This is a genomic window from Companilactobacillus sp. y65-5 (genome assembly GCF_057541095.1).
On record NZ_BAAJOA010000001.1, the window covers coordinates 587,402 to 608,893 of the forward strand.

Annotated in this window: 23 protein-coding genes; 5 read left to right on the top strand and 18 right to left on the bottom strand. The window is 38.4% G+C overall.

What is annotated here, in order from left to right:
• Positions 1-67: 67 nt before the first annotated feature.
• From AC27FM_RS03035 to AC27FM_RS03045, 3 genes are read right to left on the bottom strand one after another with little or no spacing between them, the layout of a single operon-like run.
• Positions 68-1,009 (bottom strand): zinc-binding alcohol dehydrogenase family protein, encoded by a 942-nt coding sequence (locus AC27FM_RS03035; RefSeq protein ID WP_487085853.1) that lies wholly within the window; start codon positions 1,007-1,009, stop codon positions 68-70.
• Positions 1,010-1,021: 12 nt separating this feature from the next.
• Positions 1,022-2,545, bottom strand: coding sequence for an ABC transporter permease/substrate-binding protein (locus tag AC27FM_RS03040; protein ID WP_487085854.1), 1,524 nt, complete (start codon positions 2,543-2,545; stop codon positions 1,022-1,024).
• 1 nt (position 2,546) lies between these two features.
• Positions 2,547-3,485, bottom strand: coding sequence for an ABC transporter ATP-binding protein (locus AC27FM_RS03045; RefSeq protein ID WP_487085855.1), 939 nt, complete (start codon positions 3,483-3,485; stop codon positions 2,547-2,549).
• 181 nt (positions 3,486-3,666) lie between these two features.
• Here AC27FM_RS03045 and AC27FM_RS03050 point away from each other — a divergent pair, with 181 nt between their 5' ends.
• Entirely contained in the window at positions 3,667-4,110 is a 444-nt protein-coding gene (locus tag AC27FM_RS03050) for an Rrf2 family transcriptional regulator (RefSeq protein WP_487085856.1), read from the top strand.
• 38 nt (positions 4,111-4,148) lie between these two features.
• On the opposite strand, the gene AC27FM_RS03055 is transcribed toward AC27FM_RS03050, so the two are convergent.
• Entirely contained in the window at positions 4,149-5,006 is an 858-nt protein-coding gene (locus AC27FM_RS03055) for an SDR family oxidoreductase (RefSeq protein ID WP_487085857.1), read from the bottom strand.
• Positions 5,007-5,200: 194 nt separating this feature from the next.
• On the opposite strand from AC27FM_RS03055, the gene AC27FM_RS03060 reads away from it, so the two are divergent.
• On the top strand, positions 5,201-6,019 hold the full coding sequence (locus tag AC27FM_RS03060; protein ID WP_487085858.1) for an N-acyl homoserine lactonase family protein: 819 nt from the start codon (positions 5,201-5,203) through the stop codon (positions 6,017-6,019).
• On the opposite strand, the gene AC27FM_RS03065 is transcribed toward AC27FM_RS03060, so the two are convergent.
• The 9 genes from AC27FM_RS03065 to AC27FM_RS03105 all read right to left on the bottom strand — a co-directional run bounded on the left by AC27FM_RS03065 (position 6,009) and on the right by AC27FM_RS03105 (position 12,566).
• On the bottom strand, positions 6,009-6,554 hold the full coding sequence (locus tag AC27FM_RS03065; RefSeq protein ID WP_487085859.1) for a TetR/AcrR family transcriptional regulator: 546 nt from the start codon (positions 6,552-6,554) through the stop codon (positions 6,009-6,011). The two genes, AC27FM_RS03060 and AC27FM_RS03065, sit on opposite strands and share 11 nt — an antisense overlap.
• Before the next feature lie 54 nt (positions 6,555-6,608).
• The gene (locus tag AC27FM_RS03070) at positions 6,609-7,373 is read right to left on the bottom strand and encodes an ABC transporter permease (protein WP_487085860.1); all 765 of its coding nucleotides are present in this window, start codon (positions 7,371-7,373) and stop codon (positions 6,609-6,611) included.
• Positions 7,370-8,272, bottom strand: a complete 903-nt coding sequence (locus tag AC27FM_RS03075) for an ABC transporter ATP-binding protein (protein WP_487085861.1) — start codon at positions 8,270-8,272, stop codon at positions 7,370-7,372. Before AC27FM_RS03075 ends, AC27FM_RS03070 begins: the two co-directional genes overlap by 4 nt.
• The gene (locus AC27FM_RS03080) at positions 8,272-8,481 is read right to left on the bottom strand and encodes a PLD nuclease N-terminal domain-containing protein (RefSeq protein WP_487085862.1); all 210 of its coding nucleotides are present in this window, start codon (positions 8,479-8,481) and stop codon (positions 8,272-8,274) included. Before AC27FM_RS03080 ends, AC27FM_RS03075 begins: the two co-directional genes overlap by 1 nt.
• Entirely contained in the window at positions 8,474-9,604 is a 1,131-nt protein-coding gene (locus AC27FM_RS03085; RefSeq protein ID WP_487085863.1) for a helix-turn-helix transcriptional regulator, read from the bottom strand. The genes AC27FM_RS03080 and AC27FM_RS03085 overlap by 8 nt, the downstream gene beginning before the upstream one ends.
• Before the next feature lie 136 nt (positions 9,605-9,740).
• Complete coding sequence (locus AC27FM_RS03090) at positions 9,741-10,754, bottom strand: WxLIP family cell surface protein (RefSeq protein WP_487085864.1); 1,014 nt, start codon at positions 10,752-10,754, stop codon at positions 9,741-9,743.
• Between the two features lie 132 nt (positions 10,755-10,886).
• Complete coding sequence (locus tag AC27FM_RS03095; RefSeq protein WP_487085865.1) at positions 10,887-11,501, bottom strand: WxL domain-containing protein; 615 nt, start codon at positions 11,499-11,501, stop codon at positions 10,887-10,889.
• A gap of 176 nt (positions 11,502-11,677) precedes the next feature.
• Entirely contained in the window at positions 11,678-11,857 is a 180-nt protein-coding gene (locus AC27FM_RS03100; protein ID WP_487085866.1) for a hypothetical protein, read from the bottom strand.
• A 1-nt stretch (position 11,858) separates the two neighbouring features.
• A complete protein-coding gene (locus AC27FM_RS03105) occupies positions 11,859-12,566 on the bottom strand; it encodes an NAD(P)H-dependent oxidoreductase (RefSeq protein ID WP_487085867.1) in 708 nt (235 codons plus the stop codon).
• Positions 12,567-12,684: 118 nt separating this feature from the next.
• On the opposite strand from AC27FM_RS03105, the gene AC27FM_RS03110 reads away from it, so the two are divergent.
• Complete coding sequence (locus tag AC27FM_RS03110; RefSeq protein ID WP_487085868.1) at positions 12,685-13,395, top strand: B3/B4 domain-containing protein; 711 nt, start codon at positions 12,685-12,687, stop codon at positions 13,393-13,395.
• Positions 13,396-13,447: 52 nt separating this feature from the next.
• Here AC27FM_RS03110 and AC27FM_RS03115 read toward each other — a convergent pair whose 3' ends face one another.
• The 5 genes from AC27FM_RS03115 to AC27FM_RS03135 form a co-directional block, all read right to left on the bottom strand.
• Entirely contained in the window at positions 13,448-14,224 is a 777-nt protein-coding gene (locus AC27FM_RS03115) for an ABC transporter ATP-binding protein (RefSeq protein ID WP_487085869.1), read from the bottom strand.
• Positions 14,148-15,125, bottom strand: coding sequence for an ABC transporter permease (locus tag AC27FM_RS03120; RefSeq protein ID WP_487085870.1), 978 nt, complete (start codon positions 15,123-15,125; stop codon positions 14,148-14,150). The genes AC27FM_RS03115 and AC27FM_RS03120 overlap by 77 nt, the downstream gene beginning before the upstream one ends.
• 19 nt (positions 15,126-15,144) lie before the next feature.
• Positions 15,145-16,116 carry an ABC transporter substrate-binding protein gene (locus AC27FM_RS03125; protein WP_487085871.1) on the bottom strand — a complete coding sequence of 324 codons (972 nt, stop codon included), beginning with the start codon at positions 16,114-16,116 and terminating at the stop codon, positions 15,145-15,147.
• Between the two features lie 437 nt (positions 16,117-16,553).
• Positions 16,554-17,852: an aspartate kinase gene (locus AC27FM_RS03130; RefSeq protein WP_487085872.1), complete on the bottom strand. Its 1,299-nt coding sequence runs from the start codon at positions 17,850-17,852 to the stop codon at positions 16,554-16,556.
• Positions 17,852-19,024: a homoserine dehydrogenase gene (locus AC27FM_RS03135; protein ID WP_487085873.1), complete on the bottom strand. Its 1,173-nt coding sequence runs from the start codon at positions 19,022-19,024 to the stop codon at positions 17,852-17,854. The genes AC27FM_RS03130 and AC27FM_RS03135 overlap by 1 nt, the downstream gene beginning before the upstream one ends.
• Positions 19,025-19,126: 102 nt before the next feature.
• On the opposite strand from AC27FM_RS03135, the gene thrC reads away from it, so the two are divergent.
• A complete protein-coding gene (gene thrC / locus AC27FM_RS03140) occupies positions 19,127-20,614 on the top strand; it encodes a threonine synthase (protein WP_487085874.1) in 1,488 nt (495 codons plus the stop codon).
• On the top strand, positions 20,601-21,476 hold the full coding sequence (gene thrB / locus AC27FM_RS03145; protein ID WP_487085875.1) for a homoserine kinase: 876 nt from the start codon (positions 20,601-20,603) through the stop codon (positions 21,474-21,476). Before thrC ends, thrB begins: the two co-directional genes overlap by 14 nt.
• The last annotated feature ends 16 nt before the right edge of the window (positions 21,477-21,492 follow it).

Genomic DNA, 21,492 nt, shown 5'->3' on the forward strand with positions numbered 1-21,492 from the left:
TTCAAGCAAAAAAGTCCAACTAAGTCGAATTAGTGAATCCGTCTTAGTTGAACTTTTTTCATGATGATTATGGTAACACTACGATCTTGCCGAAGCTGTGACCACTCTGTAAATATTCGTGTGCCTGCGATACTTGATCTAAGGTGAATATCTTCGTTGGACTGACATCTATGTGCTGGTCTTCGATCAATTTGATCAAATCATTCAATAAGTCTACATCCACATCACCTGAATAAAATGATGTCAAATATCGATTATTTGGTATTCCCATGATCGGATCGAAATCATTCAGATCCCAGACGCCACCTAATTGTCCAGTTGAACTAACAATGCCAAACTTATTCAATAGTTTGAGTGAATCAGGAACTGTTTTGGGACCCATCAAGTCCAAAATCTTATCGAACTTTTGATCAGTCTGTAAGATGCCGTGGTCATCTAAGACTACATTATCAACCCCAACAGATTTTAGCAGGTCTGATTTATCCATGTTCCTCGTCGTACTAGTCACCATGACTTTTTTCATCGCCTTAGCTAATTTCACAGCAGAAACACCCACTCCACTAGTTCCCGCACGAATCAATAATGAATCATCGTCATGTAACTGCAGTCCAGTCAATGCGCCATAAGCAGTGTAATAAGTCTCCGGGATGGCTGCTAAATCTGACCAGGAGAGATCGGTAGTGATCGGGAAGATATGCTTGTTTGGTACGAGGACATATTCCGCATAGCTCCCGTCGTATTCTCGACCCATCTCACCCATGAAGGTCATTACCTTTTGACCAACCAGTAAATCAGTCGTTTGCTCAATAACACCAACGGCTTCGATCCCCAATATCCTTGGGAATTTAACACTAGGTGACTTACCTTCGCGAGTGAATATCTCTGAATGATTGATACCGAATCCCTTTACCTTGATCAAACTCCAGCCGGACTTGACTTCAGGTGTCGGAACATCTGTATACTCCAACACTTCTGGGCCACCCGCTTTTCTAACCATCACTGCTTTCATAAGTCATTCTCCTTATCTATCCAATAATCCGTGTTCGACTAAGTATTCACGAGCAACTTTAGCTGCTTTTTCATGTTTAACAGCTACGCGATAGTTCATTTCTTGCATATCCGTTTCGCTGATTTTGCCAGCTAATTTATTTAGCGACTGTCTGATCTTTGGATACTTGGTTAGTATCTTTTCAGACATCAGTGGAGCTCCTTGGTATGGTGGGAAAAAGCTCTTGTCATCTTTCAAAGCTACTAAATCGTATTCTTGAATCTGAGGGTCAGTAGTATATCCATCGACTAAGTTGACCTTGTCATTCGCAATAGCTTTATATCGAATCGAAGCTTCCATTGTTTGAGTGTGATCAAATTTCAAATGATAAGCCTTGCTGATACCGGGATATCCATCGCTCAATTGATAGAAGTCGGGATCAAATCCAGCATTGATCTTGCTCTCGATGGCGATCAAGTCAGATACACTTTTCAAGTTATACTTTTTGGCAAAGCTCTTCTTAACTACTAGTGCATATCCATTCTCATACTTCATGGGTTTCAAGTATTCGAGATTCTCCTGTGATTTCAACAGAGACTTCGCCAACTTATATGTCTCTTCTGGATTATGCGTGGCACCTTTTTTGGTTTTAACCAATGATTCCAAGACTGTACCTGTGAATTCTGGATAAATATCGATCGAGCCAGACTTCAAAGCCTTGTATAAGAATGATGTTCCACCAAAGTTAGGCTTAGTCGTCACCTTGATATTCGGATTATCTTGTTCGATCAAATCCTTATACATGTTGATCAGGATCTGTGGCTCACTACCCATTTTACCGGCGATAGTGATAGTTGTTTGGGGATTAGCGATGGTACGATACCCAGCTACGCCTCCGATCAAAACAACTAGCGTCGCAAAAATAATTCCAATCTTCTTCAATGATAATTTGGAGATCCCACGAATCAATCCACTGAAAATCAACGCTAAAATTGCAGAAAGAACTGCACCGATAATCAATAGTGAATTATTATTAGTTTCGATTCCCAACAGAATATAAGTACCTAATCCACCCGCACCGATCAAGGCTGCCAATGTGGCTGTACCAATAATCATTACCATTGCGATACGCAATCCGGAAATAATCATCGGCATGGCTAGTGGAATCTCGATCTTTATTAACTTTTTCCTACGAGAAAGCCCAAAGGCTTCCGCGGCTTCTTCAAGGTTGGGATCAATCGTCGTCAATCCAGAATAGGTATTCTGAAATATCGGCATCACTGCATAAACAACCAATGCAATAACTGACGGCACTGTACCAATCCCCACCAACGGAATCAACATTCCTAATAATGCTAAGCTTGGAATCGTCTGTAATACGCTAGTTATGTTCAGAATCAATTCGGCTGCCTTTTTATGATTCATCAAGATAATTGCTAAAGGAATAGCGATAACTGCTGCAATCAATAATGAAATCAATGAAATTGAAATATGTTGACCAACGGAACTTAAAATATCGTTTCCCTGCGTTTTGAAAACATGAATAATCCCTGACACGCTACTCACCATCCCCTGCTAGATAATTCAATAGATTTTGAGTAGTGACTTTCCAAACCCTATCATCAGAACTCTTTACTAAGGCAAAATCATTAGACTTTAAAAGATTTGCTAAATCAGAAATATTTTCTTCTTCACTTAATTCAGCTTCATCTCCCGAAACTTCCTCGCAAATCTGACTATCTATGATCAGTTTGATCTTCTTATCATCATTATGTTGATTTTTGAAAAAACCATCGACAAACTGGTTTTTAGGATTATTGATGATTTCATCACGGCTACCGATCTGCTCTAAGTGTCCGGTACGCATGATCGCAATCGTATTTCCCAAACGCAAAGCTTCATTCATATCGTGAGTGACAAAAATAAATGTCATGTTCATCTCTTGATGTAGCTTCAAAACCAATTCTTGTAGTTGATTACGCGATATCGGATCAAGCGCACTAAATGGCTCATCCATCAAAACTACCTTGGGATTAGATGCTAAGGCTCTAACAATACCCACCCGTTGTTGCTCTCCACCGGATAATTCGTGCGGCATTCTTTTAGAGTATTTGTTAGGATCAAGTCCGACCTTTTCTAGTAAGTCAGTCGCCACCTGATGTCTTTTTTCTTTAGGCCACTTCAATGACTCCGGTTGGATAGTAATATTATCCTCAATATTTAGATTGGGGAATAATGCGATATTTTGCAAAACATATCCCATCTGTAACCTCATGGCTTGTATGTCAAACTCATCGATATTTTTACCATCGATAGTTATTTCACCTGACGTTTGACTTATCAGACGATTTATCATCTTCAAAGTTGTAGTTTTCCCACTTCCACTAGGTCCAACCAAAACAAAAAAGTCTCCATCTTTAATCTGAAGATTTAGATCATTAATTGCGGTATTATCATTGTTATCGTATCTTTTATATACATTTTTAAACTCAATCATATAAACACCCTTTTTTAGCACGTTCTATGTAACTCAATAAGTTACAACTAGAATATAATTTTTATATATCATTGTCAACCGATACGCTTATAGTATTAATTAATTGACTTATAATCTAAAAGTATTTAATATTAACTGTAATTAATAGTGTTACACCATTATAGACAAAGGAGGTCACACAATGCGTGTATCTACCCGTTTCAGTGATTCGATTCATATTTTGGCTTTTTTAGAGATATACAAGCATATCAAGCTATCCAGTGAGGTCATCGCAGGTAGTGTGGAAACCTCTCCGGTCGTTGTTCGTCGATTGATGAGCGTTCTACGTGAAGCTGGTTTGATAGATACTAAGCAAGGATCTGCCGAACCAAAACTAGCTAAGCAACCTAAGGATATAACTTTACTAGACATATACTTCGCCACAGAGGGCAATAAACCACTGTTTGAATTGGATAAAAAAACTAACCCTGAATGTATCGTCGGTGGTAATATCCAAGACGTTTTAGGCGACTATTATGAACAAGCAAAAATTTCTGCACAGCGAAAACTCAATGACACGACCTTAGAGGACTTGATCGAAACGATTTTGGTGAAACAAAAAGCAAAAGAGATCACAAAAAAATGAGAGCTTAGGCTAATAACCTAAACTCTCATTTTTTGTAACTAATTTATTTTTGAATTCAAGAAATCTTTTAGATCAGTTGCAGAATGTCCCATGATTTGTTCAAAATCATCCGTAACGACATCGAGTAATCCCATGGCACCAGCTTGATACATCGAACCTAACATGTGCCCTTCTCCACCTTCGTCATACATATCAGCGAATTCTTGGACCGTTACTGGTTGATAACCAATCTCTGATCCAGATACTTCTGACAAAACTTCAGCTAGAACAGGCATTGTGTAATTTTTATTTTGAGTTAACGTATAAATTTTACCATTCAAGCGCAATCCTTCAGTTGTAGCAACCTTGGCGAATGCCTTAGCACTATCTTCCAAACTAATAAATGACAGTGATTTATTACCTATCGGATAAATCACATTTTTGCGTTCAACCAATTCTGGTAAATAAGGAACCAAAGGATCAGCGTACAAAGCGTTCTTAATGATCGTGTAGTTCAAGTCTGATTCTGCTAATCGACGTGGTAAGTATCCATAAAACGCGGACAAATCAAAAGGATTATTTTCTTGGTCCGCAATAAAGCCCATCGCTAAAATATGTCCTACTCGAGCTTTTTCAGCAGCAGCAATTACATTTTCTAACTCAGTTACACGGCTGAAACTATCGTGGCTCTTACTTGGAACATAAACAAATACATCCTTGCCAGTTAAAGCCTTGACCATCATAGTTTCATTCAGATAGTCGATCGGTAAAACTTCGATTCCTTGATCAGCTAAGTTGCTGGCCTTACTAACAGTGTGTACCCCAACACTTATATCTGAGTTAGGTACAAGTTCCATAACTTCTTTCAATATTTGTGAGCCTAAATGCCCTGTGGCACCAGTAATAATATATTTCATTTTTGATCACCTCTGTATATTTGTTATGTACATGTTACTTTATTAGTTACATGCTTGCAAATATTTTATCTTCACATATTATCTAACACATTTCAACAGACTGTATGATATCTTACAGATTGCGTATTTTTAATTATTGTTTAATAAAATAATCCTTATATACTGAAATCATCAAACAATTGAGAGGACAAAATATGCAAGATATAAAAATTCACGTTTTACATACTGGGTTAGTACGAGTAGATAAAGGAGTACCATTTCACGAAGTTTCTCGTAATCCATTGGCTTTTACGGGGCTATTCAGATCTCAAAAAAATCAAGTCGTCCTACCTGTATCAAGTTACTTGATCGAGCACCCTAAAGGACTAGTCTTGATCGACACAGGGTGGAATGAATTAGTAAGAACTTCTCAATGGCAAGAACTAGGTTCACAAATCGTCATCAATAAGGCTTACCTGCCAGCTGGTTGGTCAGTCAGAGAACGCTTAGATGTTTTAGGTTACAAACCTGAAAATATCGACTATCTAGTCTTTAGCCACCTTCACAGCGATCATGTCAGTGGATTGCCACTAGTCAAAAAAGCCAAGAATATTTTGGTGTCCGCTGAAGAATGGCAAGCCGGTAATAGCGATAAGCTAAGATACATCCCTCGATCATGGTCAAACACTGACGTGAAGACTTTTAATTTTCATCCCTCAGATTTAGGACCATTTCATCGTTCATTCGACCTATTCAATGATGGTTCTATTAATTTCATTTATACACCTGGTCACAGTCGTGGATTGGCAGCCACACTGGTCAAAGGAAAAGACGGCAAGGAAGTCTTATTAGCATCTGACGTCGGCTACGCCCAAAAGGCAATCGACAAGTTATACACACCCGGTATCGTAATCAACCGTAGTCAGGCTATAGAATCCATCGGTTGGGTTCAAGAAAAATCCCAAGAACCACAAGTAATCGAGACCATCACTAATCACGACCCAGATGTGCAACAACATATCATCACTCTATGATCCAGTACGACATTATGGAATCAAAAGACTTGTTCATGAAATCCACAATATTATCATCTATGCCATTTTCCAAGCTCCATTTAATAAATGTCATCACATTTGTAGCATAGATGGTTTTGGTAAACTCATTAGGAATAGCTATCTTAGTTCTTTCCAAAAGTGAGTTCAGCGATTCTCCAATAATCTGTTCAAAATCAATTTGTAAATCAATCTTCTCAGCATGAATCGCCAGTAAAGCTAAAATTCTTTCAGCACTAGGTTCCAAGTATCTAATAAATTTTTTCAACGAGTCTGCATTGCTAAAAGAACTCATACGATCGTCCATTGCCTGTTGTAGTAACGATGTGTAATGGGCATTTTCTTTTTCTAGCAGTTCGTATTTATCTACATAGTGCTGATAAAATGTCGAACGACCAATCAATGACTCATTACAAATATCAGTGATCGTCAATCGCTCAAAGGCTTTGGTTCTGAGCAGTCGATAAAAACTGTCGACAATCAGTTTGTCTGTTTTTATTACTCGTAAATCCTTCATCTTCACCACTCCTTGCCACTATTATGACACAAAAAAAGAACCACATTCGTGGCTCTAAAGTTTCTTCTTATTCAAAATCAAGATTGCTAAATAAACAAACACGCAAGCTAGCAATATAGAAATATAAGCCGCTGGTAAAATATCAGCCACGTCTTTGGAACCTTTAACTAACGAGACATTATTAGTGACTAATGAGGCGGGATTGTATTTGTGGATATCTTCAAACAGGTTCAGCAAACTCATCACCACGAAAGCGACGACTGACATCAGAAATCCTAGATAGTTGCTTCGCCCCATTGACGATCCAAAGATCGCTACTGCAACAAACAATAAACCAAAGACCAATAACGGCCACAAACCATTCCATATATTTGGACTCTTGTCATCTGGAAAGTAATACAGTGTGTAGCCCCAATTGATCAAAAAGGCTAGAACGATTGCTACAAACCATTGTAAATAGGCCACTATGTATTTTGACAAAATCACGGCATAGCGCGGCAACCCTTTAGTAACGAGATTGACCAAAGTTCCTCGCGCCACTTCACTACTGACGGTTCCACTAAAAATAACAATCAAAACATACATCCCGATTTGCGTTATATTTTTGTAATACTGTTGCCAAGAGTCAATACTAGTCGGGTCTGGCATCTTAATCGTGATTCCACCCGTCGAAGCCATTTTTAAAATATCAGGTGTCAACTTAGCCATCAACGGACCTTCGATACCAAAAATAACAAAAACGATCACGATGATCAAAATATGATAACTGCGAAAAGCTTCCATTAATTCCTTGCGGGTAAAATACCAAGTTGCTTTCATTTAGTCACCTCCATGAATATATCTTCCAGACTAGTCTCCTGACTATTCATCGATACGGGAACTAAATGTGCTTGTAGTAATGAGTTCAAGGTTGATTCTGCCATAGTGTCATATTCCACTTGATAGCTGAGTCTAACTTGTCTATCCACCAACTGGTCAGTGCATAATAATTTAGCGGCCTTTTGTGCCTCATGTTCAGTTTTAAATGTCAGTGAAATTTGAGGTTTCGCATATTGTTTTTTGAGATTTTCCAATGAATCATTGGCTTTAAGGATTCCATCGTGCAAAATACCGACACGGTCGCTGATACGTTCAACGTCATTCAAAATATGCGTGGAAAATAAAATCGTCGTTTTACCACGTAAGCTAGCCAACAAATTCAGAAACTCACTTCTACCGATCGGATCCAACGCTGAAGTAGGCTCATCACAGATCAGAATTTTCGGTTCGTTCAGTAAGGCTTGCGCTATACCCAATCGCTGTTTCATCCCACGAGAGAATCCATGAATGCGTCGTTTATTGATCGGTAGATCAACGGTCTTTAATAGTTCTTTGATCCGTTGTTTTAATCGCGGATTAGCTATTCCCGTCAAGTGACCACATAAACTCAAGTATTCCGTTGGTGTCATGTAGTTATAGTATTCGGGAACATCGGGCAAATAACCGACCGTCTGATTTGCTGACGAATTACCATAGTGAACTTCTTGACCGTCAATCGTGATCGAACCTGAATCTTTAGTCTCCAATCCCAAAATAATTTTCATCGTAGTAGTTTTACCGGCACCATTTTCACCAACGAAACCAAAAATCGCACCTTCCGGTACCGAAAAATCCAAATCCTGTAAAACCTGCTTGTCACCGAACTTTTTTGTTACATGATGTAATTCTAAGATTGCCATCAATACGTCTCCCGTCCGATGATAAAGTACAAGATTGCACCGATCGGATTGACTAGTAACGTTACTAGTACCCACAAGATTCGATTGCCATAACGATAATTGTCATGTCTAAAAATATGGATCAAGGCTGCGACATCTAAGCCGATCTCTAATAAAATCAAGGGGATAAACAATGGTAGATTATTCATAATAATATCAGTATTATTCATTTTCAAAACGCTCCTTTACTTTGTCTAATCTCTGTAATATCGCCTTAAAATCCTGATTAGTGGCATATTGTTGAAGCACCGGATTCTGAGTGACGATTGTAATAAAATCCAGCTTGAGTTGATTCTCATCACGAGGTAGCTCGTGTCCTAAGTCAGTTTGGTTCAACCATTCATCTACTTGGTCAAAATAATTATCGCCGTGCAGTTTCAGCGGAAATTTCATTTGTTCCAACAAATCAACGTATTCTGACAAAGATTGCATAGTTGCATCTACTTCTTGTCTCTGCGCAAATCCCATGGCAGCAGAGTTTAAGAAGTTCACTACTATAGCCGGATTGAGTCGATTCAGTTCAAAGTTATCGACCAATGAATGACCAATTTTGTATGTTTTATCGAATTTATCAGGCTGATCTATGATCAATTGTAAATAATTAGTAATCTGGCTCATCATGACGAATACGTATTGATACAACGAGCTTTGAGTAGTTGATATGGCCCTGTTCTTGTCATTTTTCAATTGATAGGCCCATGCGATCAAGCTCTCACTAGGATAGTATTCAGGAACATATTCGCCTAACTTATCTAATACTTCGTCAGGTTTTTTTAAGATCAACGAGCAATAGGCAGAATAATTAGTCGCTTTATCTAACAAAACTGGATCCTTAGAAATCTTCAATACTCGTATAAATAATTCCTGTGCCATATTTAAATAATGTTCCAACTTATCTTCTCTGGATTCACCCGGCAACAGATCGCCGTGATTGATCAATAGTTGTCCCATTTCCAATAGTAACGGCGCGCAGGAGTAATAACGGTGGATCACATCTTCGATATTGGTCAATACTTCTTGCGATGTACTAGTTTCAAATGAATCAGTGATCGAAGTGTAGATTTTTCTGATTTGTTCAGTCGAAAGATTATTACTATAATTCATCAATTCATCAATCGAGATATTAAAGTAACTCGATAACATCGGTAACAATGTAATGTCTGGATATGACTGTCCAGTTTCCCACTTGGAAACTGAAGCCTTAGATACGCCAATAAAGTCAGCTAGCTGTTGTTGTGTGATTTGTTTTTCTTTACGTTTTTGAAGAATAATCGTCCCCATATTCAAGTCCATATTTCTCATTCCTTTCTATACTTAAATTATATTAGGTTAACTAAGTTAAGTATAGCGATACAAAGTTAACTATTCACACGATTAATCAACCAACAGGAAACAAAAAAAGCCGCGATTGCGACTTTTTTTGGTATCTCTATAATCTTCTATATCTCTTATGGTAGACGATCACCACTAAAATCATGATCAGTAAGATTGCTATGATGAAGGCAATCAATAGATAATTAGGACCATTATTCTTATTACCGATCGTCGTCTTAGCTAATTTTTTGACCGTCTCAGTCGTAATCGTGAACTTACGATCGAAGTGCCACGTGTGTGAACCCGACTTAGCATTGATGATCATCTCGTAGTTGCCGGCCTTTAAGGTTTGTTTGGGACCACCTATCAAGAAGTCAAAGTCACTATTTGGTGCCATTGATAAGTTGGACTTATTTTGTGTATAAACTTTCTTACCGCTAGTATCCTTGACCGTTGCCTTAACTGACAAATTATCAATGATCGATGGCGTCGGATTGATCAAGTTGGCGGCTACATAATTATAGTAATTCTCTTGTTTTTCTCTGATATCTCCTAAGTCCAGCTTAGGTTTTATCTCGTCTTGATTTTGTCGTAGCTCTAATCCAATGACGTAAGCATACTCATTGTTGATAGTGATCTTACCCTTGGTGGACTTAGGCGTATCAGTAATCTCTTGCACCCTGATACCACCTAACAATATTCCTGAAAAATTTCCTTTTGGCGCGTCCAAGTGGATCGTTACGAATTTAGTAGATTTGGCGCCAACGGTGACATCTTGTGGGCTCGTTACCAATGATTCAATATTATATTCCTGTCCATCGTCTTTAGTAACACCGTGTTTACTATAATCAATTATGCCGTTTTCATTAGTTAAACCACGATTGATCGCAATCTCATAATGATGACTATCCGAATCAACATTTGATATCTTAATCGTCAGATCCTGGCTTTGCCCAGGTGTGACCTTGAGATTAAAGTAGGCTCCGGATTTGTCGATCTGATTCTGTGGTAGATCAGCTCCAACTGTATAATTTAGCGTATCGGCTTTGGCAGTCGTAAATCCAGTCATTAAAAATAACAAGATTGATGCCAAACCCAAAGCTACCGATAAAAATACTTTCCTTATCATTATCATCCATCCTTCCTGATTAGGAACGAGACGTTGAGGTAGTAAGCCTCAAATTTCGATAAAGGAAAGTGATTGGCGCAAATATGTCCCAATCACTTTCTAAACTAAATTTCATTTAAAATCAAAAAATCATTATGCAGGAGTATCATTCAACGTCCATGTGACCGTTGAAGTATAAGTACCTGGTAAATTACCAGCTGGTACGTATAATGATGCATCTGCTTTGCCAAATGTGGCTGTATATTGTCCGACACCTGCGCCAACAGCTGCAGATTCAACTCTTTGTGCAGTTGGTGTGAGTGTCAATGGATTTACGTACGAAGGCATTGCTGAAACGTTAGTTGAATCATCAGCTGCCAAAGGAGTTGTATTCGAATTATCTAGTGAGAAAATAGCTCCCTTCAATGGTACCGTAGTACCTGCACTAGTCGTAGTGTCAGTAAATGGCGTTGCCGAAACCGTTACATTCCATCCTGAAGAAAAACCAGGGTTTGAAACGTGCAGAGTTGGGGTAATGTCAGATGACAAATATGTTTGCTTCGTCATTGACAACGATGTTGGTGCAAAACTAATAGTTGGTGCCGCATCAAGATTCAAGTTACCTGTTTGTGTTAATGTTTGCGTGGAAGTCGTCGATATTGGGCTTGGCGATGTTTCGGTCGTGGCAGCTCCAGCGGTGACAAGCGTTGCCGCAGCCCCAAAGGCTACAGCTCCCAATACGGCCGTTCCTCTAATTAAATTTTTCATGATTTAATCCTCGAATAAAAAAACTTTCTCGTAAAAATATTGTGTTTGGATGCCATTAATCTGTTTAAACATCCATCATCTTTATAGCCTATTTCTCAATGAATATCAAAACTTATGCACAAAAAAAATAAACTAACCATACTATCAAAATATCGTTAGTTTATACAATTCAATTGCTACCATTTATCGTGATTCCACAGGCGTCCATCGAGCTCATGCTGGATCTGGTCGATCCGCGTATCCTGTTCTGCGACTACCTTACTCAAGGCAGTCAAGAAAGCTCGGTCTTCGTACTCTGGTTGACTATTTTTTAACTGTTGTATTTGTTCACGTAACCACTGTGATTGTTCTTGCATCTTACTCGTCCTCACCCTCCTTGATCATCTTCAAAGTATCACTCACTTGCTCGAGCTCTTCTTTGTTTTGGATAAAAGTATCAAGTATCAAATTACCCATGACTTGGTCTTGATCGTTCAATCCACTGACTAATTTCTCTAGATGTTCAGCGAACCAATCCTCACGATTAGCCAAGGAATCTGGGCTTATCTGAGTTAAATACCGTTGATAATCAATCAGCAGTTGCATCTGTTCATCTTCAGACATATACCAAAACTGTGGGACAGCAAATAATGGCAATATTTTCATTTTGCCCAGACTGGCAATAGCACGATATGGTGCCATTGCTTCATCCAAGGTAATGTTTTCCTTTGCACCTTTTTGGAAGTCTTTGAGTGGCATCCCTGTCGTTACGACGAGGCCGAATTCCTTATCTCGAAGTGGGAATCTTCTATCTCCATAGATAAAGTTGCGCGTTAAAACCGTATCTTCCCATTTTTTCAGTCCAAATGGAGCCGCATACCAATACAGTGGGAATTGAAAAATAATTCGATCTGCCTGTTGAAGTAACCTTTGTTCTGCCTCGATATTTATTTCATCCAAGGATTCGACGTGATGCCATGTTACTTGCATATCCTCGGCACCCTTTTTTAAAAATTGCTGAGTCTGAGAATTGTCGATCTCTGGATGTGAAACTATGACTAGAGTTTTAATGTTACGCACCTCCATAATATTTTTAGAATAACATATTTCAGTTAAGGAGACTTATCATACGAACTAGATGAAGTGATATAATTAATAAGCATAATATATATAAATAATAATTATTAAATAATTGGAGGATGAAATGCAAAAAATTATCGTTGATCCAGAGTTTTGGGAAATCTTTCCGGATGTCGAAATTGCTTGTATGACTGCACGTGATATTGACAATCATGATGATAGTAATGTTCCTGATAATTTGATCCAACACGCAAATGAGGTTGCTAAGAAATGGGTGCCAGATGATCCGATCAGTGCCAATCCTGTTGTTCATGCTTGGCGTGAAGCATATCGTAAATTTAAGACTAAAAAAGGCGCTCGTAATGCTGTCGAAAATCTTCTTAAACGTGCTAAGAACGATAAGGGCGTCGGTAACATCAATCCAGTTGTTGACGTTTATAACTCCGTCTCACTAGAATACGCCTTCCCGATCGCCGCTGAAGATCTTGACAATATCGTTGGCGATGTACATCTTACCGTAGCTAAGGGTGGCGAACCATTCATGCCGATCGGTGAAGATGAGACCGAAGAAGCTTTACCTGGTGAAGTAATCTATCGTGACGAACAAGGAGTTCTTTCACGTTGCTGGGCTTGGCGTGATAGTTCTCGTGTGGAAGCAACTGACGAAACTAAGAACCTATTATTCTATATGGAAAATATCCAACCTGATCGTAAAGACGATCACAACGAAGCCGGCGAACAATTGATCAAACGCTTCAAAGATTATCTTGATATTGATATCAATGACCTAACTGTTATCAGTAAAGATAATCCTGAATTTGTTTTTAATAAATAATTCAAATTAAAAATAAGAGGAATTGGGGCTATCCCCAATTCCTCTTATTTTTTTATTCTTGGAACAATTGAACTAAATCTTCTGAACGGAGATTCTTTTTTGCTTCTCCACTGACGTCCAGTTTGATCTGTCCATCTTGAACCATGATCAAACGATTGCCATATTTAAGCGCATCAGACATCTTATGAGTGATCATCATTGTCGTTAATCCCTCACTAGTAACGATATTCTGTGTTATTTCCATAACGTCGCGGCTAGTCTTTGGATCAAGTGCTGCTGTATGTTCGTCCAGCAATAACAACTTGGGCTTACTCAAGGTTGCCATCAGTAATGACAGGGCTTGACGCTGTCCACCAGATAGATATTTTACTTGAGTCTCAAGTCGATCTTCCAAACCCATGTTTAGTGTCTTCAACAATTCTTGATATCTATTCCATTTATCAGCTTTTTTGTATCTACGCAAACTGGCAGTTTGTGTATGACTTTGAGCTAAAACCAAATTTTCAGCTACACTCAGGTCTCCAGCAGTCCCCATCTTGGGGTCTTGGAAAACTCTGGACATCCAACGTGCACGATATGAAACTGGCTTCTTAGCGACGTTATGTTTTTCTAAAACAATCTCACCTGCATCGGCTGGCAATGTACCAGCAATGGTATTGAGCAGTGTTGATTTACCAGCACCATTATTCCCAATCACGGAGATGAAATCACCATCATAAACTTTTAGACTAACGTTTTTTAAGATATGCTTCTCATTCTCTGTTCCCGGAAAGAATACCTTTTGTAAGTTTTTGACTACTAATGTTTCTGATTCCGTCTTGTTGTTCATAATTTTCACCTTCCGATAATTGTGTCAAATATTGTTTTAGTTGTCTCTTGGTCTTGATACGGTTTTGGATAATTGGAACACAGATAACGATCACTAAGATGATTGCTGAGAGAATCTTGAGATCATCTGGTGGGAATCCTAATCCCATCGCAACTGTTAGTAATAGACGATAAATAATTGCTCCAAATACCATTGCTAATAATCTAACGATGATCTTGCGTCCACGTAAGAAGATCTCACCAACGAGAACTGAAGCAAGTCCGATAACGATGGTTCCAATACCCATTCCAATATCGGCATATCCGTTGCTTTGAGCTATCAATGAACCTGATAAGGCGATCATTCCGTTAGAGATCATGTAGCCAAAAATAATCATGCCATCAGTTTGAATCCCGTTCGCTGAACTCATAGCTTTGTTATTACCGGTAGCCATCAATGATAGGCCTAATCTAGTTTTGAAGAGGCTGTATAGCAATGCGACTACGATCGAAACGATTATCAATCCAATAATGATTGTTTGGATATCTGGTGCCAAGCTCTCTGGTAAATAACTTGTTAAAACTTTTTGATCCAATAGTGGAATATTTGACTTGCCCATAATGTGCATGTTGATCGAATACAATCCTGTCATTGTTAATATTCCAGCTAATAGTGATGGAATTCTCAGCTTTGTGTCCAGAATACCTGTGACCACCCCTGCCAGACATCCGGCGAGGAATCCAGCAATCGTAGCTATAAAAGTCGATTGACCGTTCAGCATCAAACTAATTGTGACTGCGGCACCGAATGGGAAACTTCCTTCTGTTGTCAAATCTGGAATGTCCAAAATTCTAAATGTGATGAAAACACCGATAACTAACGGTGCCCACAATAATCCTTGTCCTAAACTAGATATAAGCATATACGATTATCTCCTTTTTTTAAGGTTCCTTGATTGAACTTGGGTCGATGCCAATTGCCTTGGCATTATCTTTGTTGACATATAATCTCAAAGTTTTCGATGTTTCAACTGCCATTGTTTGTGGCTTCTTCTTGTTGACTAATACTTGGTAAGCCATTTCCCCAGCTTGTTTACCTAGATCTTTGTAGTTGATTCCGTATGTAGTAGTACCACCGTCTTCTGCCATTTCGATCGAACCAGTTACTACGGGAAGATTTGCCTCTTTAGCTTTTTTACCGATTGTTTTCATTGAGCTAGCCATCAAGTTATCTGTTGGCAAGTAAATTCCTGAAGCTGTATCTTTCAAACTAGAAACTGCACTGGCAACATCATTCGTACTAGTTACACTGACAGTTTTGATTTCAATATTATTTTTCTTGGCATATGCCTTAGCTCTTTTAACTTGTAATACTGAATTTTGTTCTGATGAATCGTACATGATACCGATTGGCTTATCGCTCTTAGTGATTGATTTCAACAATTTGATTTGTTTTTCAACTGGTGATCTGTCGCTGGCACCAGTTACATTCGTATTTGGCTTTTCATTTGACTCAACTAAGCCTGCACCCTTTGGATCCGTAACAGCTGTTACAACAATTGGAGTAGTTTTTGTTTTTTTAGCTAAGCCTTGAGCTGCTTGAGTACCAACTGCTAACAATAAGTCTGGTTTCTTCTGTGTTAGTTGTTGACTCATTGAGTTGACATTTGATTGGTCACCCTGAGCATTCATATATGTGTACTTAACTTTCATTGACTTGTCATGTTTCTTTACTGCTGCTGTCAAGCCTGACTTGAAGCCATCTCTAGCAGCATCTAGTGATCCATGTTGAACGATTTGTAAAATACCAACATTAAGTGTCTTGCTATCTGATTGTGATGATGAAGATGAGCAGCCTGTTAATACGACCGCTGCCATAATTATTGTAATTAATCCCATTAAGTATTTTTTCATAAGTAATATCCTCCCGATAATTAAAAAAGGTAAATAAAAAACCAGATAGATTTTTAGAAAAATCCATCTGGTTAAACATCGGGCCCGAATATTGTCCCCAGATAGATTTTACCCGTATCTATCTGGCTTAATGACATGTTCAAAAACTTTAGCCAATCAATAGATACGAACGCTACTACTTCTGCGTTCGCATCCAGTTGACTGAACACAAACGCTATCTAAAGAAAAAGCTAAAGGCAAATTGGCTATTCAAATGTGTGATATTTCTATTCAGTTTTATCATAGTTATTTACCTTTCCTTTCATGTCTTTAATTTACAATGACTAGTTAACCATGCATAAATTACATTGTCAACACTTTAATTAATAAATACATAACTTTATGAGTAAATATCTAATTTTAGATACCCTCAAAACTCTTGCTACAACAAGGTTTATTTATAATCCAACTGCATTCTGATAAATATTTGAAATTGTTTTCTCATAATCATCATTTGCGACTCCGAAGACGACTTTCATATCGCTACCTTCTTGAATCACTAGTCTAATATTGATCAAGCTCTTATCCAAATGCTGAATGATCTTACCGGCGATGGCCGGGCGATTACTTAATTCTGTCGAAACTGCGGCGATCAGTGCAATATTGTCATTTACGAAGACATCATCCAAATTGCAGTTATCTTTTAATTCTGAAATTACCACTTCCATATTCTTAAACATGTTTTGTGGTAATAAGAATCGAAAAGAATCTGTACCTGAAGGTACGGAATCAACAATCAAATTGTATTTTTGGAATATTGACAAAACTTTTTGTAGGATATCCAAGTGCTTGTTCAATTGATATTTCTTAATTGTAATAATCGAATAATTCTTTTTACCAGCGATGCCTGTGATGAATTGCTTTCCATCCCTCTTGATGCGATCAACGACTAATGTCCCACCGCCGTGAGGATGATTCGTGTTCAAAATCTTTGTAGGAATATTTTTGATTCTAACAGGTTGAACGGCTTCTTCTTGGAAGACATTGAATCCCATATATGATAATTCTTGTAATTCACCATATGTGAGTGAATCGATCCGCTTGCACTTATTAATGATCCTAGGATCAGCCATCAAAATGCCAGACACATCTGTCCAGTTTTCATAGAGGTCAACGTTGTTGATATTAGCCAAAATAGCTCCAGAGATATCACTACCGCCACGTTGCATCAAGCGTATTTGACCATCAGCACTACCATAGAATCCAGGTACAACTATCTTGTCACTGTCAGAATACAATTGTTGAAACTTATCAGATGTAGCGGCCATATCGATCTCGCCCTCAACAAATGTCATGAAGTCGGCTGCATCCACGAACTTGAATCCTAAATAGGCAGCCATAAGTTTGGCTGTCAAAAATTCCCCACGGGAGATTAAATAATCACTTGAACAGCTATTCAAATTGGCATTGATGATGTTTAATTCACGTTCAATGTCAAAATCTATCTTGAGATTATTTCTGATCCTTAAAAATCTCTCTGATATTTTATCGAAAACTTCTGAACCATCAGCATCATGCAATCTTAATTGATCCAGACTGATCAGTAAATCTGTGATTTTAATTTTTTCTGCGGCACTTTTACCTGCAGCACTCACTACAACGATTCTTCGGTCAACATCGTCATCAACGATCGACTTTACTTTTGCGAATTGCTCAGAATCTGCGACTGAACTTCCACCGAATTTAACTACTTTCATTATGCTACTACCTCCATGGGTAAACTCGCCATAAAGGCTTTGTCGTCAAAGGAAAGAACTTCTTTCATCAACTGATGCATGTTTGCGGCTGAAATTTGTTCGATCCTCATGAAATCTCCTTCATGATAAACTTTGTAATTTGAAAAAATATCTTTAATATCATATGAAGATCTCACTAAGTAATCATTCTTTGTTAAATCTGAACAATATTCGACTTTGCTTCCAAAATCCCTAATCAAATGATCTTTTGATTCCTTAATATCTAAGATATCTTGCACAACAGCATTAGCTGTTGGTAACATACCTGCTCCTTGACCGAAGAAGTCAAGTTTACCGATTGTTTCACCGTTTAGTGAAATCAAATTGTAATTATCAGGTGTGTTAGCTTCTAATGTATGACTCATAAATAATGATGGTTCAACCACGTAGTCGAATTTATTTTCACGTTGTTGTGTTTTTCCAATTAATTTGATCGACATACCTTTTTTAGCAAAGTAGTCAATATCACTGGCATCGATATTACGAATACCAAAGATAGGCATCTTATCTTGATCAGAAATATCAATATTGTAGGCAATATCTGCACTGATAGATAATTTGTTAGCGACATCGATTCCGTCAATGTCTGCACTAGGATCAGCTTCTGCATAACCTAATTTTTGAGCTTCTTTAAGAACATCTGCGAATGACTGTCCGTGCTTGCTCATTTGGTCGAGAATAAAATTACTTGTTCCATTGAAGATTCCTTGAATAGAATTAACTTGGTCGATTCTCAAGGCTTTTTCCAATCCTTGGATCCAAGGAATACCGCCACCGACACTTGCTTCAAAATAAAATTTAACGTTGTTTCTCTGTGCAGCTTCTGTGAATTCTTTTAGATATAACGCTATAACGGCTTTATTAGCTGTGATAACGTGTTTCTTGTGTTCCAATGCTTTCAAAATATACTCATGTGCTGGCTCAATGCCACCGATTGCTTCTACTACAACGTCCAAATTCTCATCGTTCAAAATTTCGTCTATATTATCTGTCATTTCCGGTAAAATACATTCTTTGTTTTTACGAATTAGAATATGATCCACATGGAGGCTTTCGGTTCTACCATTAGCCTTCTTTACTATTTCATAAACGCCCTTACCAACTGTACCAAATCCCAAAATAGCTATGTTCATGGTAATAACCTCCTGTTTTCTGTGTTCATTATCAGTAAACACTTGTTTTTTGTATAAAAACAAGTTATCATAATAACATTCAATTTGCAAGGGGTTATGATTATGAATAATTTATATACAAGTACAAGAGATGACCAAGTCAAGATTTCAGCTAAAGATGCAATTCGCCAAGGATTCTCAACTGACGGCGGATTATACGTCTTTCCAAATTTTGACAATAACTCTATTAATATAGAGGAATTAAAAAATAAAAATTATCAAGAAATCGCTAGATTAGTCTTGAGACAACTATTACCAGACTTCTCTGATCAAGAGATTATTGATTGCCTCAGTTCAGCTTACGATTCGAGTTTTGATACAAATGAAGTAACCCCTGTCACTGATGTCGATGATTTTCACATCCTAGAATTATTCCACGGACCAACAAGCGCCTTCAAAGATGTCGGCTTACAACTATTACCACAATTGATGAAACGTTCGATCGGTGATAAGCGTGTAATGATCTTGACGGCCACAAGCGGTGACACGGGTAAGGCTGCACTCGAGGGTTTCAAAAACTCAGACAAAATCGCCATCACAGTTTTTTATCCACACAATGGTGTCAGCAAGGTTCAACAATTACAGATGGCTTCAACAGACGGTAATAATACTGAAGTAGCTGCTATCGAAGGAAATTTTGACGATGCTCAGAGCAACGTCAAAAAAATCCTCAACGATGCTTCTCTAAAACAAGAATTGGGGAATGACGTTAGTTTATCCAGTGCTAACTCAATCAATATCGGTCGATTGATACCGCAGATAGTGTATTACTTCTATTCATATAAGGATCTGGTACAGAGAAACCAAATCCGCAACGGCGACAAAGTAAATTTCAGTGTACCGACAGGTAACTTCGGTGATGTTCTAGCAGGCTATTTAGCCAAACAATTAGGACTACCCGTTAATAAATTCATTGTTGCCAGCAATGAAAATAACGTACTGACGGATTTCTTCAATAGTGGCATCTATGACCGCAATCGTCCATTCTTCAAGACGGTAGCACCTAGTATGGATATTCAAATTTCTAGTAATTTTGAACGTTTACTATATTATAAGAGTAACGGCGATACTAAATACGTTAAACAATTAATGGATGAGTTGGAAGAAACTGGCAAGTATCAAGTCTCAGCAGAATTACTCGAGAGTATCCAAGAAGACTTCTATTGTGGATACAGTACCGATGCAGAGATCAAAACAACTATCGCCGATGTTTATCACGAGCAAGGATACTTGATGGATCCACATACAGCCGTTGGTTACAAAGTCATGCGTGATTATCAAGCCGTAGACGGCTCGTGTCCAACGATCCTGTTGAGTACAGCAAGTCCTTACAAATTCATCAAAGTCGTTGCAGAGGCAATTCTAGACGATGTTCAAGATGACGACTTACAACTGATGAATGACATTCAACAACAAACTGGTGTTGAAATTCCCGTAAACCTAGCCAAGGTTTGGAATCTACCTATCCTGCATACAGACGTCATCGAAAAAGACGACATGCGAGATTATGTTAAAGAGAAAGTGGAGGCTGATCTATATGATAAGAATTAAAGTCCCGGCAACTAGCGCTAATATCGGCGTTGGCTTTGACGCTTTAGGACTGGCCGTTTCGTTCTACGGAACGATCGAATTCGATGATTGCGACCAACGATTAGAAATCAGCGGTTGCCCCAAAAAATATCAAAACGAAGAAAATTTGATTTATCGATCCTTCGTCATCGGTTGTGACTATCTGAAACAACCAATCCCCAACTTAAAAATAAAAATCAATAACAACATCCCCATCGCCCACGGCCTAGGTAGTTCAGCCGTTTGTATCGTTGCTGGATTAAAGGGTGCCAGTGCTTGGTTTGACAACTCACTGTCAGATGAGGACATACTCGACTTGGCGACAATGATCGAAGGACACCCTGATAATGTCTCACCAGCTATCTATGGTGGTCTCTGTGCCTCGATCAATCACAATGACAATATTCAAGTGGCGCAATATAGGGTCAATAGCAAGCTAAATTTCGTTGCCATTATTCCTGATTATTCGATCAAGACGGAAGAAGCCCGTGAAGTTTTGCCAGATACTATGAGTTATGCGGATGCGATATATCAAATCAGTCACCTCGGCGTATTGATCAAGGCATTGGAACTGGGCGATATGCCGATGATCAGAGACTCGATTGCTGATAAGATGCACGAACCTTATCGTAAGCAACTGATTCCTGATTATGGCCAGGTGGCGCAGATCTGTGCAGATAACGACGTCATCCTCTATATCAGCGGTAGTGGTTCAACCTTGATGACGATCGCTCAAGATTATCAAATCGACCCACTATTCGATCAAATTTCACAAGAATTTCCTAAATGGAAAATAAAACCCTTGAAGGTAGACACTCAAGGCGCAACTGTTGAAATAGTCTAAAAAAAGTACCTATAAG

Coding starts and splice junctions, on each gene's coding strand:
- AC27FM_RS03050 (WP_487085856.1), top strand. CDS start 3,667: ATGCGTGTATCTACCCGTTTCAGTGATTCGATTCATATTTTGGCTTTT.
- AC27FM_RS03090 (WP_487085864.1), bottom strand. CDS start 10,754: ATGATAAGGAAAGTATTTTTATCGGTAGCTTTGGGTTTGGCATCAATC.
- AC27FM_RS03045 (WP_487085855.1), bottom strand. CDS start 3,485: ATGATTGAGTTTAAAAATGTATATAAAAGATACGATAACAATGATAAT.
- AC27FM_RS03125 (WP_487085871.1), bottom strand. CDS start 16,116: ATGAAAAAATACTTAATGGGATTAATTACAATAATTATGGCAGCGGTC.
- AC27FM_RS03060 (WP_487085858.1), top strand. CDS start 5,201: ATGCAAGATATAAAAATTCACGTTTTACATACTGGGTTAGTACGAGTA.
- AC27FM_RS03075 (WP_487085861.1), bottom strand. CDS start 8,272: ATGGCAATCTTAGAATTACATCATGTAACAAAAAAGTTCGGTGACAAG.
- AC27FM_RS03035 (WP_487085853.1), bottom strand. CDS start 1,009: ATGAAAGCAGTGATGGTTAGAAAAGCGGGTGGCCCAGAAGTGTTGGAG.
- AC27FM_RS03065 (WP_487085859.1), bottom strand. CDS start 6,554: ATGAAGGATTTACGAGTAATAAAAACAGACAAACTGATTGTCGACAGT.
- AC27FM_RS03120 (WP_487085870.1), bottom strand. CDS start 15,125: ATGCTTATATCTAGTTTAGGACAAGGATTATTGTGGGCACCGTTAGTT.
- AC27FM_RS03100 (WP_487085866.1), bottom strand. CDS start 11,857: ATGCAAGAACAATCACAGTGGTTACGTGAACAAATACAACAGTTAAAA.
- thrC (WP_487085874.1), top strand. CDS start 19,127: ATGAATAATTTATATACAAGTACAAGAGATGACCAAGTCAAGATTTCA.
- AC27FM_RS03135 (WP_487085873.1), bottom strand. CDS start 19,024: ATGAACATAGCTATTTTGGGATTTGGTACAGTTGGTAAGGGCGTTTAT.
- AC27FM_RS03055 (WP_487085857.1), bottom strand. CDS start 5,006: ATGAAATATATTATTACTGGTGCCACAGGGCATTTAGGCTCACAAATA.
- AC27FM_RS03130 (WP_487085872.1), bottom strand. CDS start 17,852: ATGAAAGTAGTTAAATTCGGTGGAAGTTCAGTCGCAGATTCTGAGCAA.
- AC27FM_RS03115 (WP_487085869.1), bottom strand. CDS start 14,224: ATGAACAACAAGACGGAATCAGAAACATTAGTAGTCAAAAACTTACAA.
- AC27FM_RS03070 (WP_487085860.1), bottom strand. CDS start 7,373: ATGAAAGCAACTTGGTATTTTACCCGCAAGGAATTAATGGAAGCTTTT.
- AC27FM_RS03105 (WP_487085867.1), bottom strand. CDS start 12,566: ATGGAGGTGCGTAACATTAAAACTCTAGTCATAGTTTCACATCCAGAG.
- AC27FM_RS03085 (WP_487085863.1), bottom strand. CDS start 9,604: ATGGACTTGAATATGGGGACGATTATTCTTCAAAAACGTAAAGAAAAA.
- AC27FM_RS03095 (WP_487085865.1), bottom strand. CDS start 11,501: ATGAAAAATTTAATTAGAGGAACGGCCGTATTGGGAGCTGTAGCCTTT.
- AC27FM_RS03110 (WP_487085868.1), top strand. CDS start 12,685: ATGCAAAAAATTATCGTTGATCCAGAGTTTTGGGAAATCTTTCCGGAT.
- thrB (WP_487085875.1), top strand. CDS start 20,601: ATGATAAGAATTAAAGTCCCGGCAACTAGCGCTAATATCGGCGTTGGC.
- AC27FM_RS03080 (WP_487085862.1), bottom strand. CDS start 8,481: ATGAATAATACTGATATTATTATGAATAATCTACCATTGTTTATCCCC.